Origin of the sequence: Lactobacillus isalae, assembly GCF_947539375.1 — a bacterium.
GTDB classification, from domain to species: domain Bacteria; phylum Bacillota; class Bacilli; order Lactobacillales; family Lactobacillaceae; genus Lactobacillus; species Lactobacillus isalae.
This window is the reverse complement of the sequence record NZ_OX443569.1, coordinates 1777907-1793849: the sequence shown is the minus strand read 5'-3', so window position 1 is coordinate 1793849 and position 15943 is coordinate 1777907. Positions and strand designations below refer to the sequence as shown.

General features: G+C 35.1%; 13 protein-coding genes. 4 read left to right on the top strand and 9 right to left on the bottom strand.

Annotated elements, in window-relative coordinates; translation table 11 throughout:
- Positions 1-149: 149 nt before the first annotated feature.
- Positions 150-2780, bottom strand: coding sequence for a mucin-binding protein (locus tag QM512_RS08675; RefSeq protein ID WP_282805288.1), 2631 nt, complete (start codon positions 2778-2780; stop codon positions 150-152).
- Positions 2781-3036: 256 nt separating this feature from the next.
- Between QM512_RS08675 and QM512_RS08670 the strand changes: the two genes are divergently transcribed.
- From QM512_RS08670 to guaB, 3 genes are all read left to right on the top strand, one after another.
- Entirely contained in the window at positions 3037-4050 is a 1014-nt protein-coding gene (locus QM512_RS08670) for a D-2-hydroxyacid dehydrogenase (RefSeq protein ID WP_257587553.1), read from the top strand.
- A gap of 74 nt (positions 4051-4124) precedes the next feature.
- Positions 4125-4700 (top strand): SGNH/GDSL hydrolase family protein, encoded by a 576-nt coding sequence (locus QM512_RS08665; RefSeq protein ID WP_282805287.1) that lies wholly within the window; start codon positions 4125-4127, stop codon positions 4698-4700.
- 73 nt (positions 4701-4773) lie between these two features.
- Positions 4774-5928 (top strand): IMP dehydrogenase, encoded by a 1155-nt coding sequence (guaB, locus tag QM512_RS08660; protein WP_282805286.1) that lies wholly within the window; start codon positions 4774-4776, stop codon positions 5926-5928.
- A gap of 45 nt (positions 5929-5973) precedes the next feature.
- On the opposite strand, the gene QM512_RS08655 is transcribed toward guaB, so the two are convergent.
- A complete protein-coding gene (locus QM512_RS08655; RefSeq protein WP_282805285.1) occupies positions 5974-7305 on the bottom strand; it encodes a dihydrolipoyl dehydrogenase family protein in 1332 nt (443 codons plus the stop codon).
- Between the two features lie 238 nt (positions 7306-7543).
- Complete coding sequence (locus QM512_RS08650) at positions 7544-8593, bottom strand: AI-2E family transporter (RefSeq protein ID WP_282806466.1); 1050 nt, start codon at positions 8591-8593, stop codon at positions 7544-7546.
- A 134-nt stretch (positions 8594-8727) separates the two neighbouring features.
- Here QM512_RS08650 and QM512_RS08645 point away from each other — a divergent pair, with 134 nt between their 5' ends.
- On the top strand, positions 8728-8961 hold the full coding sequence (locus tag QM512_RS08645; protein WP_282805284.1) for a DUF3923 family protein: 234 nt from the start codon (positions 8728-8730) through the stop codon (positions 8959-8961).
- 43 nt (positions 8962-9004) lie between these two features.
- Here QM512_RS08645 and QM512_RS08640 read toward each other — a convergent pair whose 3' ends face one another.
- From QM512_RS08640 to QM512_RS08615, 6 genes are all read right to left on the bottom strand, one after another.
- Complete coding sequence (locus QM512_RS08640; protein ID WP_282805283.1) at positions 9005-9892, bottom strand: alpha/beta hydrolase; 888 nt, start codon at positions 9890-9892, stop codon at positions 9005-9007.
- Positions 9893-9983: 91 nt separating this feature from the next.
- Positions 9984-12818: a DUF3427 domain-containing protein gene (locus QM512_RS08635; RefSeq protein WP_282805282.1), complete on the bottom strand. Its 2835-nt coding sequence runs from the start codon at positions 12816-12818 to the stop codon at positions 9984-9986.
- 71 nt (positions 12819-12889) lie between these two features.
- Entirely contained in the window at positions 12890-13717 is an 828-nt protein-coding gene (locus QM512_RS08630; RefSeq protein ID WP_282805281.1) for an exodeoxyribonuclease III, read from the bottom strand.
- A 123-nt stretch (positions 13718-13840) separates the two neighbouring features.
- Positions 13841-14107 (bottom strand): GlsB/YeaQ/YmgE family stress response membrane protein, encoded by a 267-nt coding sequence (locus QM512_RS08625; RefSeq protein ID WP_057718177.1) that lies wholly within the window; start codon positions 14105-14107, stop codon positions 13841-13843.
- A 34-nt stretch (positions 14108-14141) separates the two neighbouring features.
- Positions 14142-14303, bottom strand: coding sequence for a CsbD family protein (locus QM512_RS08620; RefSeq protein WP_172972192.1), 162 nt, complete (start codon positions 14301-14303; stop codon positions 14142-14144).
- 264 nt (positions 14304-14567) lie between these two features.
- Complete coding sequence (locus tag QM512_RS08615) at positions 14568-15842, bottom strand: MFS transporter (protein WP_282805280.1); 1275 nt, start codon at positions 15840-15842, stop codon at positions 14568-14570.
- Positions 15843-15943: the final 101 nt, after the last annotated feature.

Here is a 15943-nt window from a genome sequence, read left to right as displayed (position 1 = left end):
ATTAAATTGTTATTTTATCACCCTTTAAATTTAAATTTTAAGCATCTATACTCCCACTAATAAAAAAACGCTATTTCTATATAAGTACAGAAATAACGTCTTAATTTATTTTTTATATAACAAAAATTTAGACTAGATTTGTTATATAACTATTTAAGCCAAGAAAACATAGATTTTAGACCAGTATCTTTTTTACTTGATTTTATTTCTTTTTCATAAGTTTTTTCTAGTTTTTCTTCAACTTTATCATCGCTTTTTTTATTAAAATTTTTGTTTTCTTTTGGCTGTTCTGTTTTTAAATTTTCTCCCTTTTGCTCTACTTTTTGGCGTCTTGTCTTTAATTCGCTCCACTCATTAAAAGTATAATATTTAACTTTTGTATCTTTGTTAGCATCCCTAATCATAACTGATTCTTGCTCTGGAACATAATTCATTATTCTAGGTACTCCCTGGTTCTGCAGTACCTTTGTTGCATCATCTGGATCGGTTACATATAAGGGCTGTGCAACATCTGAGAGCAGATTTCCTTTAGAATCTACTGGAATAATTCGACCATTTATCTTGTAGCCTACCGTAAAATCAAGATCAGCTTTTTTCACTTCTTTTGCTTCTATTATATTCTTATCTGCATGGTAGCCATCAATTACTGGGGTCTTTATTGCAACATACTGTTTTTTATCAACTTTCCAGGCAGTTGTATATTTACCATTCTCTATTAATTCACTTGTATTTTCATCAACGGTTAACGTTCTAGTCCATCTTGCTGCTTGCAAGCGAGCAGTTGGCGTTTGACTACCAGCTCCTTGATATTTAATTGTCTCCTTAACTGGTACGCTATACATCGTTGGTTTAATTGGACGGTATGGATGCTCACTATTAACGGGTATATAGCGTGGCTTTAAGGTATAAGCTACTTTTGTATCAGTATATGGATCATTAACAGAAATCGTATCATGTTCTGGAGCATACCCCTGCACTTCTGGTACTTCTTCAGTAAATAGGACGCGAACCGGATCATATGGATCATTAACGTATGGAGAATGCATCGCATTTTTAATTTCATTACCATGCTCGTCAACCGGAATCATTTTTCCAAGGGGAGCATAAGTTACGGTTGCCATTAAGTCGGTTTCTGTAACTGGGTGTTCGCCGATCAAGCCAATATTGGCACAAAACCCCTTAACCACAGGGGTTGGCGTTGCTTCAAAGATATCTTTATCAGCTATCCATTCAGTCGTGTACATCCCATTATCAATAACTTGCTTACTTACTTCGTCATAAGTCACTGTTCTGGTCCAGCGCACTGTTTGATTCGCATCAGTTGGTGTCTCCTCACCTGCTCCTTGATAGTGAACACGTGCTGTTACAATTCTTCTGTAATATGCAGCACTAACTTCATTTCGAGGATTCTCTTCATTTACAGCTACATATTTGTGAACCATTAGATATGGCACTTCATAATCTTGACCGGGATCTTCAATTTTTACTTCTTTAATTGGCTTTAAGTCAATATTCTCTAGCTCTAATTTAGGAAAAACTGCCTTTGTTGGATCAATAGAATTAGTAATTAATTGTTTTTTAGGTATATCAGCAAACGCATTGTGATTTACATCAACTGGAACCAAGTAACCATTTGGATAGTATCTAACTTCTTCACTTACGTCTTTCTCTGATACTGGACGAGCTGCTACTTCTTTAGTTTTAGCATGGTAGCCTGAAACTACTGGCACAGAAACCGGGAGATAAGTTTCACTACTTTGCCAGTTACTAGTGAATTGACCTTGAATGATCTTTTTAGTTACTAAGTCAATTGTCAAACTCCGCTTTAAGATAGCTGTTTGAACTATGTCATCTAATTTCTTATCAGTTAGGCCTGAAAAACTGATCTTTCGCTGAACTTCTTTTTCATATAGACTTTGATCAATTTCTGAAAATGGATGATCAGAATTAACGGCTTGCTTTTTATGTCTTAAGACAACAATGAAGGTTTGAATGTAATCTTTGCTGTTTCCAAAAGTAGGCTTCTGTTCATCTTTTTTATCAAAACCGTTAGAAACAACTTCATAGCCTTTATTAATCAATTCTTTCAAAACTTCAGCCGTACTATAAGGTATCTCTTTTCCTGGTTTTCCCTTTAATTCGCCAGAACTAGCTAATTCTCGATTATCTTGATCAAGATCAATAAATTTTATTTCAGCTTTCTGCCTTCTAGCGTTTTTCTTATTAGGAAGATAAGTAACTACGTATTCATGTTTAGGCTTCTGAATTGTTGCAGCTTCTCCGCCAATTACTGCCTTGTCGGGAGTGTAGTCTAAGATAGCAGGCGTCGCAACTAAAGGCAAAAATTGCTTTTCGGGCTGCCAAGCACTGGTTGAAACTCTTTGTTTAGTAACTTTGTCATAGATAATTTTTCTATTAAAAGTAACCTCAAATATATTATCGAGAATTTCTTTTTCCGTACCTGTATAATGCACAACTTGTTTTCCTTTAATTTGAACATCCTTTAATTGACAACCGTAACTCAAATTATCGGCCGTTACTTCTTCTTGACCATGTTTAAAAGTGAGCTTGTATTCTTGCGCATCCTGATCAAAAAAATTCGCTTCGTTGTTTGGATCAAATGAATTATTAACTAATACATAACCCGCAGCTAACAATTTCTTAACTTCATCGCCTGTAGTATAGTCGATTCTTTCTCCTACTTTTCCTTGTAACTCTCCCGAGCTTGCAAGTTCAGCTGAATTATCATCTAAATCTATATATTTCACAACAACTGACATTACTTATTCCCTCATCTATCTTGATCAATTTTCAATAACATTTTGCTGCTTTACTTACTATACTTTTCCCTAATCATTATCATAAGGCACGCTATAGTGATACGCAAAAGGAAATTAAAGTTTTATAGTAGTAACCGTTTCACATGAAACATTTTCAAAATAAGTTATAAAAAAATTAGATTTTGTGTTTTTATTAACAAAGTCAAGTGTATAATAAGAAACGGTCATACTATTAATTTTGACGGAGGTTTAATTTATGACAAAGATTTTTGCTTACGCTATTCGTAAAGATGAAGAACCTTTCTTAAACGAATGGAAAGATGCACACAAGGATATTGAAGTTGAATACACTGACAAGCTTTTAACTCCTGAAACTGCTAAATTAGCTAAGGGTGCTGACGGTGTTGTTGTTTACCAACAATTAGACTACACTCCTGAAACTCTTCAAGCTTTAGCTGATGCTGGCGTAACTAAGATGTCATTACGTAACGTTGGTGTTGATAACATCGACATGGACAAAGCTAAAGAATTAGGCTTTGAAATCACTAACGTTCCTGTATACTCTCCTGACGCAATTGCTGAACATGCTGCAATCCAAGCTGCTCGCGTACTACGTCAAGATAAGCGTATGGATGAAAAGATGGCTAAGCGCGACTTACGCTGGGCACCTACTATTGGTCGTGAAGTTCGTGACCAAGTTGTTGGTGTTGTAGGTACTGGTCACATCGGTCAAGTATTCATGAAGATTATGGAAGGCTTTGGCGCAAAAGTTATTGCTTACGATATCTTCAAAAACCCAGAACTTGAAAAGAAGGGTTACTACGTTGACTCACTTGATGACTTATACAAGCAAGCTGATGTAATTTCACTTCACGTACCAGATGTTCCAGCAAATGTTCACATGATCAATGATGACTCAATCGCTAAGATGAAAGATGGCGTTGTAATCGTAAACTGCTCACGTGGTCCACTTGTTGACACTGATGCTGTTATCCGTGGTTTAGACTCAGGTAAGATCTTTGGCTTCGTGATGGACACTTACGAAGGTGAAGTTGGCGTATTTAACAAGGATTGGGAAGGTAAAGAATTCCCAGATGCTCGTTTAGCTGACTTAATCGATCGTCCAAATGTTTTAGTAACTCCACATACTGCTTTCTACACTACCCACGCAGTACGTAACATGGTTGTTAAGGCATTTGACAACAACTTGAAGTTAATCAACGGTGAAAAGCCTGACTCACCAGTTGCTTTAGACAAGAACAAGTTCTAAAGATTATATTATTGATAATTAAAAAGATCTTGAGATTTTTCTCAAGGTCTTTTTTCTACCAAAGGATTCTTATTATGAAACTACTTCTTACTGGCGATAGTATTATTGCTCGCTCCGAGAATCATACAATTCCAGAACTGAATTTTCAGCTGCAAAAAATGCTGGCTTGCGACATTCAAAATACTGCAATTTCAGGAATTAATTCTGGCGGCCTTGCTCTTTCTCTACCTAACTTAGTCTTTAATCAACCTAAATGTGACTACTTAATTATCCTAGTCGGCACCAACGACTTAGCCACTCATAAACAAGTAAGCTTTCATCAATTTGAAAACAACTTAGAATTGATTGCTTCAAGTATTATTTGGCTTTATTATCCAGAAAAAGTTATCTTTATCACGCCACCAGCAGTTGATGAAAATAAACAAAGAGTTAGAAACAATAGCCTAGTCATAGAATACGGTAATATTGTTAAAAAAGTAGCTAGAGAATATAGATTTTCAGTTATTGATCTAGCAAGTAAAATGCTAGAAGAAAAAAACTTTCCCCAAATCTTTAATGGTAAAAAGAATGACGGACTTCACTTTGGAGTTAATGGTTATAAATTACTAGCTAATCTAATTGTTCAAAAATTGAATCAAATTTCTAATTGACTTCTGGCTCAGATTCGAGTAAAGTTTAGCTAATTTAATATTAAAACGTTGCTTCTATAGAAAGGACTTTACAATGAGTTTGTGGGAAACAAAATTTGCCAAAAAAGGATTAACTTTTGATGATGTACTTTTAATTCCAGCTGAAAGTCACGTGCTGCCTAATGAAGTTAAACTTGATACAAAATTAGCGCCTAACCTTCAGCTTCACATTCCACTTATTTCTGCTGGAATGGATACTGTTACCGAAGGAAATATGGCAATCGCTATGGCAGAAAATGGTGGTCTAGGAGTTATTCATAAGAACCTTTCAATCGAAGCCCAGGTTGAAGAAGTTAAAAAGGCTAAAACTAAAGCCGTTGATCCTAAATTACCTCATCCTGCAGTTGATGATCAAGGTCGCCTTTTAGCTGCTGCTGCTGTTGGCGTTACAAGTGATACTTTTGAACGCGCTGAAGCTTTGCTTGAAGCAGGTGCTGACGCAATTGTTATCGATACTGCACACGGTCACTCTGCTGGTGTTCTACGTAAGATCAAGGAAATTCGTGATCACTTTCCCAAGGCTACTCTAATTGCAGGAAATGTTGCTACTGGCGAAGGAACTGCTGCCTTATTTGACGCTGGTGTTGACGTTGTTAAGGTCGGAATCGGACCTGGTTCAATTTGTACTACTCGCATTGTTGCCGGTGTTGGTGTTCCACAAATTACAGCTATTTATGACGCTGCTAGCGTTGCTCAAAAATACGGCAAGAAGATCATTGCTGATGGTGGTATTAAATACTCTGGTGACGTTGTAAAAGCCTTAGCTGCTGGTGGAAATGCTGTAATGCTCGGTTCAATGTTCTCAGGAACTACTGAGGCTCCCGGAACTATTTTTACTAATGAAGGTAAACAATTTAAGTCTTACCGCGGTATGGGTTCAGTTGGTGCTATGTCTCAACAACATGGCTCTTCTGACCGTTACTTCCAAGGCGGAGTTAACGAAGCAAACAAGTTAGTTCCTGAAGGTGTTGAAGCTTTAGTTCCTTATAAAGGTGATGTTTCAAATATTATCTACCAAATTGACGGTGGTTTACGTGCTGGTATGGGCTACGTTGGTGCTGGTACAATTGAAGAGTTAATTGAAAATAGTCAATTTGTTCAAATTACTAACGCAGGTCTTCGCGAATCTCACCCACATGATGTTCAAATGGCTAAGGAAGCTCCTAACTATGGTGGAAGCGACTTGTAAAAACTGAATTTATAATACAAAGGCACCTATTGGTGCCTTTTTTGTCTATCTCAAAATTTCTTCAATCTTATCAGCTAAAGCTGGATAAATTGGCAATACATTTCGATGCCATTCATTTTTCCTGATTCTTAGTCCAATAATTGGAACAAAATAATTCACGTCATTAACTGCACTTGTGCTGATTTCGCTAACTCCAACAATATAATTAGCTTTATCATAAACTACCGTTAGCAGTCCTTTTTCTCTTTGACCAGCATATAAACTACTCTGCCTTAATTCATATTCAACAAGTTCAAAATTATCTTTATCCTCAGAAACACTATCAGGGTTAATTCCAGCTTGAGCCAGTTGCGGAAAGGCGAATACACCGGTTCCGATTGCAGGATAGTTGATTGGCTGACTTAACCCTTTTTCAAGAGAATTGAACAGATAACGCGCTTGAAACTCTGCTACTGTAGTTAGATTAGGTACATCCTGGCTTGTAACATCGCCAATTGCATAAATATTCTTAATGTTTGTCTGCAAATGCCGATCCACATCAATTCCCTTAGTTGAATAGTCAATCTGTGCAGCAGATAAGTCGAGCTTTTCAATATTCGGCGTACGCCCACTAGCATTTACAACGTAATCAGTTACAAGCGGACTGCCTTGATTTAACTCAACAACATATTTATCACTTAATTGAGTAATATGCATAGCTTCCGTATCAAATCTAAACTGAATTCCTCGCTGCGTCATTCTAGTAACTAATTCAGCGCTATACTTTTGATAAAAATGTCTTAATACATGTTTCCCTCTAACCAAAATTGTTACCTGACTACCCGCAGCAGCTAAAAAAGTAGCTAACTCCATCGCTACATACCCTGCGCCAATAAAGGTAATGTGTTCTGGAATTTTATTTAAAGATAATACATCTGAACTATCATGCAAAAACTTAGCTCCAGGAATTGATAGCTCATGTGGGCGTCTCCCAGTCGCAATAACTATTTTATTTCCCTGGAAATGTTGGCGATTTACTTCAATTGTTTGTCGATCAACGAAATGCGCACTCCCATTGACCACATCACAGATCTTGCCAATAATTTTTCTCGTCTCATTTGGCCAACTAGCAAAACGTTTCTTCTTTTCTTTCATTAATTGTGACCAGTTCATCGTCGCGGACTGTTCAATGCCATGCCCTTCTAATTGCTTGCTAAGAAGCGCAGCTTGAGCAGCACCATCCAAGTAGATTTTTGGTTCACAACCAACATTGGGACAAGTTCCACCGAATAAGCCACTTTCAATAGCCAAAATTGATTTATGTTGTGTAGCTAATAGCTTAATTAATTGATATGCTGCAGGACCTGTTCCTAAAATTATATAATCATATTTTTTCATAAGATTGCCTCATATCTTTCTTTCATTTTCAGTTTATCAAAAGAATATATGAAACCGCTATTATTAGCACTTGAATTTTTTATAAAAAATAACAAAAAACTGATTTTTTTGCGTAATTAATATTGTATTGTGAATAGCCAAAGAAAAAACTCCATTCATATCTCGTATTTTTCATATATTCTCATTTGGAACCTACTATCCTATTTACAATACGCAAAAAGCAGCTTTACAGCTGCTTTTATTTTTTGCTTTCAATTTTTAAAATTTTAGGTTTTTTCTTTTTAACTGACTTTACACCTAAAATATCTAACAAGAAGGTAAAGATCGGTACTCCTACGATCAATCCCCATGTTCCAAGGAAATGTTCCCCTGCAAGTAAAACAACAAAGGTATAAAAGATTGGTAGTTCGGTCTTACTCGACATAAACTTGGGATTCAAAATATAGGCTTCGATAGCGTGAATTATCATAATTATAATGAAGATATAAATCACATATCTAATTCCACCAACAGAATATGCGACTAAACTTAACGGAATCAAGGAAATAATTACACCGGCAACCGGGATCAAACTTAGAATGAAGACCATTAATCCCAGAGCAATAATTTGTGGCATCCTCATAATAATTAGGCAAATCATTGTCATTGCTGTATTACATAATGCAATGAAGAACTGAGCTTCTAAAACTACACCAAAAGTATTAACAAACTTATTGCCAAAATAGGCAATATCTTTAAATAGCCAAGATAAATGGCGACTATTCAAAAAAGTATGGGAGAATTCATTCATCGACCCAAGTTCGATCGTATAGAAGAAGCTCATAATTAGTGACATGAAAAAAGCAATTGTTAAAGTTCCAAAGTTAGTTAAGGCATGAACCAGAATTGTCACACCATGCTTTGCCTGAGTTGTAATTTCACTATCGCTAATATAATGATTCATATATCGCGTTAGCCAGTCCATATTGTCAGATTGATAAAACTTCATCAAAGAATGACTCATTTTAATAATTTGTTTAATCAAAATTGGCACATAAATAGTAATAGCAAAGTATATAACTGCAATCACTAAGAGATAAGCGAGAACTACAATTACTTGCGCAGGGATATGCGGAAATTTTCTTTGCGTAAACCGAATTAAATGCACAATCAAATATGTGAAAATAAACGTCAATAAAATTGTATTCATCATCGACCGTGCCACATATAACACCAAAATAATCAAGCAAAGCGTCACCAGACGGTGAACTATCGTATTTTCTTTAAATTTTTCCCAAGCTTGTCCCATTGAATCCATATACCTCTCCATTTTTCCCTTTATTATACAACTTCTTATTACTCGCTCGACTATGCAACAAACTTTTAATTAACCATAAGAATGTTATAATGACTTTATACAGTAAATGAAAGCGGTATCTAAAAATGAAGAAGTTATGGTGGGGAGCAAATATATATTGGATAATTCTACTAATCTATGGGGGAATTAAGCTCTTTACTTACAATTTTGACACATCTGAATTAGGTGAAACAACAAGTTATGCATTAATTATTATGGTGCTTATTTCTGCCAGCGTATTAATTATTGAATTTCAGGTTGTCTGGGGCATGTGGCTCCATAACTTTGATAAGAGCAATCAACATGAAAATAAGGTCTAAAAAAGAAGATGCATTCAAACATCTTCTTTTTACTTATTCAAATTTACTGAAGCCATAAAAAATTAATAATATCTCTTTCAACCTGCTTATTGTAAGTCAGCTGTCCGTGTTCCGCATTTTTACCGACGATGGTAACTACTCGATAAGTCTTAGCCATTGGCGCCACTAAGTACGCTAACGAAAGTGAAGACGCATTTTTTACAATTCCGTCTGAATTTCCGCCAATATTTCCAATAATGTTTAAGACATCGGTTTGCTTAGCCGGATATAGAGTTCTTAACTTCATCATCTCACGATAAGTAGCATTGGTCTTATTTGGCTTTCCTTGCCCATCCACATGTAAATTCGATGGCTGACGAATTGCGATTGGCAATTGCTTAAAATCAAGTCCATCAAAATGACCAGCAATTGCAACTTGCTTATTTAACTTTGGCATTTTAGAATTATGCGCAGTCTGTAGTAAGTAATACATAATCGAAATATTTCCCAGGGAATGTCCAACCATATTTACCTTTTTTATACCATATTCATTTTGCAAGGTCTGCACAACATTTCTGGCATAACGACCATGCTCTTTAAAATCAAGCTGGACGTTATTGCGATAATTAACTTCTACAATTGGATTTACTGCATTCTTAGGAATAGTTCCGATTAATTTTACTTTTCCATTTGCGTCTACATCAGCTCTAATTACTGAATTGGTTACACCTGCGTTTTGTGCCGCCTTTACCATATTCTCTTCGCCATGATAATTACTTAATCCACCATGAAAAAATAAGGTAGGCGTCACATTTAAGTTACTTTTTGGTGTTTGCCTCTTTTCAACATAATACTTAGGTGCTGCATCTGCCTTATTAGGCTTATTTTGAAAAGTACAGCCTGTTAATAACATCGCCAATATTGTAAGCAAGAAGACTAACTTAACTTTCACTCTATTTTCACTTCCTCCATTTTCGCAAACTAAAATTTATCAAATAATTATTATGAATTTTTATAATTTATCCTAAACTATGTTTAATTTCTTAACTAAAAAGCAAATTGTAAATTGATTGTCTTAAAGGATGATTAAGAACTAAATTCATGCCCACTGCACTCTTTTGCTTAAGTCCAATTTTTTCTTCTTTGACAGAATCTTTTTGAATATCAGCTGTCCCTAAATAGTAAAAGTCTTTTCCGGATGCATCACTTCGCTTAACAAATAAATGCAATTTCATTTCCTTACTTTGTAATAAGCGCTGCACTTCATCTGATTCTAAATGACGTGGTGTACGGGTATACCAACGTAGACTATGCCCATTTTCTAAAGTATTTTGGTAGCGAGCATTACGCTTCTTCTTAGAATCTTTTTGATACGTGATAAAAATTGGCGTCTCTTTTTCTCCTACACGATAGCCATACATTGGAGCTGACACATCCTTAGGCCAATTTAACAAGCGACAAACATCTTTACGATCATATTGTTTATAGAGGGTAAATTGAGACTGTGAGTTATACTCTTTTGACAATTCTAATCCTGTTTTCAGCACATCTTTAAACAAGATTTTAAATTGCTGATTATCAGTTAATGCTTGTTGCAATGGATGCGACAAACGATACTTTTCCTCTACTTTTTCAATTAAGGGATAACTTCCATACTGCTCTTTCTTAGTAGTTTTACCCTGCTTAACATCAAAAAATTCAAGTGACAGAATTTTTTCAACTGAAGCAAGTACATCTTCATTAACGTAACAATCCTTGCTCTTAAGTAGGTCAATGAAATCAGTTTTGGTAAGATCTTTATCTAAGCAGCTTTCTAGCAACAATAATTCATGCGGTCTTTTTCCAAATAGCAATTCCTTTGTCACAAATGAGAGAACAGCATTTTGATAATTACTTAAGTTTATGTTTTCTCCCATTTTCTTTAAAAAATCACCATAATTAGCCAAGGCGTGATTTTTAGCAAAAACAGTTGGTGCAGTTGTACCATATTGATAAAAGTCATATAAGAGTGGCACTTTACCAATTTTTTCTTTCAAATCTTCATACGACTTTCTGAGTTCGCGCATACTATCTAGTTTTATCTTTTCAAGCGAAGCTAAAATTCTTTGAGAAGCAATTTCAGTAAAGTTAATCGTCGAAACATCAATTACTTGTGGTAATTTACTTTCTCGAACTGCCTGATCTTTGTCTCTGCTTTTATCACCATTTAAAGCAATTGGAATTAGATAATTATTTTTATAATTTCCCAGGAAATCAATAACTGTCACATAATCCTTACCTGGAAATTTACGCAGACCACGACCCAGTTGCTGAATAAAAACAATACTTGATTGGGTATTTCTTAACATCACAATTTGATTTAGAGAGGGAATATCAATTCCTTCATTAAAAAGATCAACGGTAAAAATATACTCTATCTCACCATTCTCTAACTGCTGCGTCACGTCAGCACGCCTTTTTTGACTGTCTTCATTAGTAAGAGCACAAGACGGATGCCCAGCTTGACTAAATAATTGTGCTAACTCTCGAGCTTCTTCTTGCCGACTGCAAAAAATAAGTCCTTTTGCTTGTTCCCCGCAATACCCGTAATAAGCAAGCTGCTTAAGCACATACTCTACTCTCTTTTCAGCAACTAAGTCTTTTAGTTTACTAGTTTCAGTTATGATCTGATCGCCCACAGTATAATCCTCAACACCAACATAATGAAATGGTGCGAGCATTTGTTCATTTAAAGCATCCTTTAGTCTAATCTCGTAAGCTAAGTGATAATCAAATATTTCATATATATTTTGTTTATCCATTCGCTCTGGCGTTGCTGTCATTCCTAATAAAAATTTCGGTGCAAAATGATTTAGAATCTTTTTATAAGTTGGAGCTGCAACCCTATGGGCTTCATCAATCAGAATATAATCAAATTCTTTCGGATCTAATTGTCCTAACATTTGCTCCTGACTTACAGTTTGAACAGTTCCAAAAAGATACTTTTTATTAAAATCATGCTTACTGCCAGTCAATAAGCCATAGTCATTCTTATCACCACCAATTACTCGGTAGAAACTAGCTAACGCCTTTTTAGCTATTTGTTCCCGGTGAACTAAATACAGAAACTTTTTCGGCTTGTATTTTTTCACTGCAAAAGCACCTAAATATGTTTTTCCAGTCCCTGTCGCTGAGACAACTAAGGCACGTTTTGCATTTTCTTTCACTAAAGTACTTAAATTCTTTAAAGCAGCTTCTTGCATTTGATTAGGCAATATTTTCTTTGCTTTGTTTAATGGAAAATGCGCATTTTTCTTAATTGGTTGCCAAACTTGTTCATATTCATTAATCCAAGATTCAGTAAGCTCATGACTGTGAGTTAAAGTAGCTTTAATTTGATCATTAACTTCTTCAACCAATTGTCCATTTTCATGAGAAGTTATCTTTAATCCCCACTCGCAATTTTTTAATAAAGCACTTCTAGTAAAATTTGCACTTCCAATTAGAATTGTTTGATAGTCATCATGCTTAAAAAGATAGCCCTTTGCGTGAAAACCAGCTTCTTCACTTAAATGAACTTTCAGGTTAGGAATCTTCATTAATTCTCTGAAAACTTTAGGGCTATTAAATCCTAAATAAGTTCCCGTAATTAAAGTACCGCTAATTCCTTTTTTAGCTAGTTCAGACATTACTACTTTAAATGGAACAAGCATATTTTCTGAGATAAAAGCGACTGCCCAGGTAAAAGAAGTACATGACATTAATTCTTGCCGCAAAGTAAACCAAATTTTATCTTGCTCATCATTACTTACTAATTGGGGACTGATAAACTCATTTCCCTTATTTTCATTTTTGTCATACAAGCCATTTAAAATTGCTTCTTTTAAAACGTTATCCACAGCCTTCACTTCCGATCTAAACTAAAAAAGAAGATCATTTGGATCTCCTTTACTTATCCACAAGTGGATAATTATAAATCAATTTCTAACATAATTGGGCAATGATCTTTTCGCTCTCCAGTATCGAGCATTTCTGACTTAGTTACCTGATCCGCAATCCTATCCGATACGATATAGTAATCAATTCTCCAGCCTGAATTATTCGCCTTGCTAGTTCTTACTCTTTGAGCCCACCAAGAATAGACACCTTCGACATTTCCATGAACTTTTCTGAATGTATCAGTAAAACCAAGTTTGAGCAGCTTATCAAAATCTTGTCGTTCTTCATCAGTAAAGCCAGCGTTATGATGATTATTTTCAGGGTGCTTCAAATCAATAGGTGTATGAGCAACGTTATAGTCGCCACTAGCAATTACAGGCTTACTTTGATCTAGTTTTTGTAAATATTCTGTATACTTTTCATCCCAAACCTGACGATCCTCTAATCGCTTCAACTCATTACCAGAGTTCGGTGTATAAACTTGAGTAACATAATAGTTGTCAAATTCTAAAGTTAAAATCCGTCCTTCATAGTCCATTGGTTCTGGTGCTCCAATGACTGGCTTAGTTACTTCAGGAGTCAAAGAATTTTTGTACAAAAACATAGTTCCTGCATAACCCTTTCTTGCTGGCTCTTCCGATGAACGCCAAACATAGTCATACTCAGGAAACATTTCAGCTAAAATCTCTTGGTGCTTCTTGGTAGGACCAGTAGAGCGTAATTTAGTTTCTTGAATAGCAATAATATCAGGATCTTTTTCTTTAATTGTATCTAAAACGCCACGTGTTAGCTTAGCACGAGCTGAATCACTAGTTAAAGCAGCATTAAGCGAATCAATATTCCATGAAATTAAACGCATTATTATCTCTTTTCTTACCTAGATTTTTATATCACATCTATTATACTATGAAAAACCATAGAAAAGAGCAGCCCGATAAGACTGCTCTTTTGAGAGAGATTATTAAATTGTGTTGAATATGATTTATTCGCTAGCCTTAGGACCAAATAACATTGTCATAATCCATGATACTAAGATAACTAAAATAATAGCTCCTAGTAATGATGGAACAATTGCCATTCCCGCTACTTGCGGACCCCAGGCACCCAGCAAAGCCTCGCCTAGAGATGAGCCTACTAGCCCAGCAATAATATTTGCAATCCAGTTCATTGAACCGCCTTTATGAGTAATGGCTCCTGCAATCAACCCGATTACGCCTCCGACAATCAAAACCCAAATCCAGTGAAGCATGGGGATCGCCTCCTATTTCTAATTTAGTAGTAAATTATTCTAAGTCTTCTTTTACTTCAGTCGCCTTAGATTTTACTTTTCCTTTAGCTTGTTGAGCTTTTCCTTCTACCTCACGAGCTTTATCACCAGTGATTTTTCCTTCTACTTCTTTAAGCTTTCCTGCTACTTTATCCTTAATTCCATGTTTATCTTTCATCATAATTAGGTTCCTTTCCTAAAAATACATAAAAGATTGTTTTTAGCTAGCTATTTCAATCCTTATGACTGATTAACCTAATCATATCAAGCCATAGTTGATAAATATATTCTGAAGTCTTCAAACGCTTAAGCTTAAGGCTTCCTTAATAACTTGTTATATACAGTATACAAATACATTAATTTAGCTTATAAAAAATCCCTAATATCTTGAGAGAATCGATTCCCAAGTGTTGCGTCATTAGTTAAACATTAATTTTATAAGCTATTTATTTACTACAACAGCGGATTTAACTTCCTCTTTGTTTACTTTAGTCTTAACACTCAATTTAACTGCGACAAACAAAATAATAATTTCAACTGCTAAGAGTGCAAATAAGGCATATCTAACATCCCCTAAGCCTGAAATAGTAGTTAATACTGTAGTCATTACTGGTGAAGTCGCCATGACAATTGTATTAAGTAAGCCTACACTTGAAGCTAAAATCTTACGATCAATTGTCGTAACTAACCATTGTTGCATTTTAAGTGAAGCAGTACTTATTACTAAAGCTAATAAGAAGTAAAATGGCATAATTGCAAAAATGTTAGCGAACATTGCAGCAACTGTAGTGGCTACACTTAAAACATTGGCAGCAATAACCATAAAGAAAACAGATTGCTTTTTAAATAATTGTGGTCCAAAAGTACTACCTAAGATTGCACCAACACTTACCACCAAACCAATTACTGCAAGAGTAAAGCTGTAAGTAGAAATAATCATTGTTGAGCGATTACCCGCCATAATAATTGGTAATAATGAACCCATAGAAGTTAATGCACCGTTAAGAAGTGCAATTACTAAAACTACTGATAACAAGCCTGAGGCCTTCTTGATTTGAGTATATGAGGTCTTCATTGTCGCAAAGAATTTTTGCTCGTTTACTTCTTGTGATTCAAGTGGCTTATCATCTTTCTTATGACGAAGGCCTACACTAGCATATAACAAGCCAGCTGCTAAGAAAGTAAATGCATTAACGAAAGCTAAGCTTGAGTAAGACAAGAAAAGCAAGAGACCTGATCCAACAAACTGAGCTACAGTAGTAATAACTTGACTAATACCGTTGGTAAAGCCTTCTGCTTGTGCAAATTCATCTTCTCCAACTAAATCAACAATTAATGGAGCACTTAAACCTCCGGCATAAGTACCAGCCATATCAGAAATAAAGTTAATAATTACTACTGCAATTACTAAGCCCCATTGAGATACATTAGTAACAAACAATATCCCAACTAAGCTATAGAGGGTAAATCTAACTAGAGACATTAAGAAGATGTTCTTAAACTTTTTTCTTGTTCTATCAGCTAAGTAGCCACCAAAGATATCAAATAATCTTGGCAGTGATTCAGAGATTGCAATTAATGATAAGGCAAGAGAATAATTTTGTAATTTACTTGCATAAGTCATAAACGCTAAATAAAAAAGAATGTCACCAGCACTAGATAAGAAACTAGCAACTGAAAATCTTCTGTAATCTTTGTTCTTCAAGAATACGTTCATATAATTTAATCCTCTCCAAATAATTTAATATTGATTTAATGTTACCAGAGAATTAAAATTATTTTTAAAATAGTCGTATTTGAATATTAAAGAGGTATTAG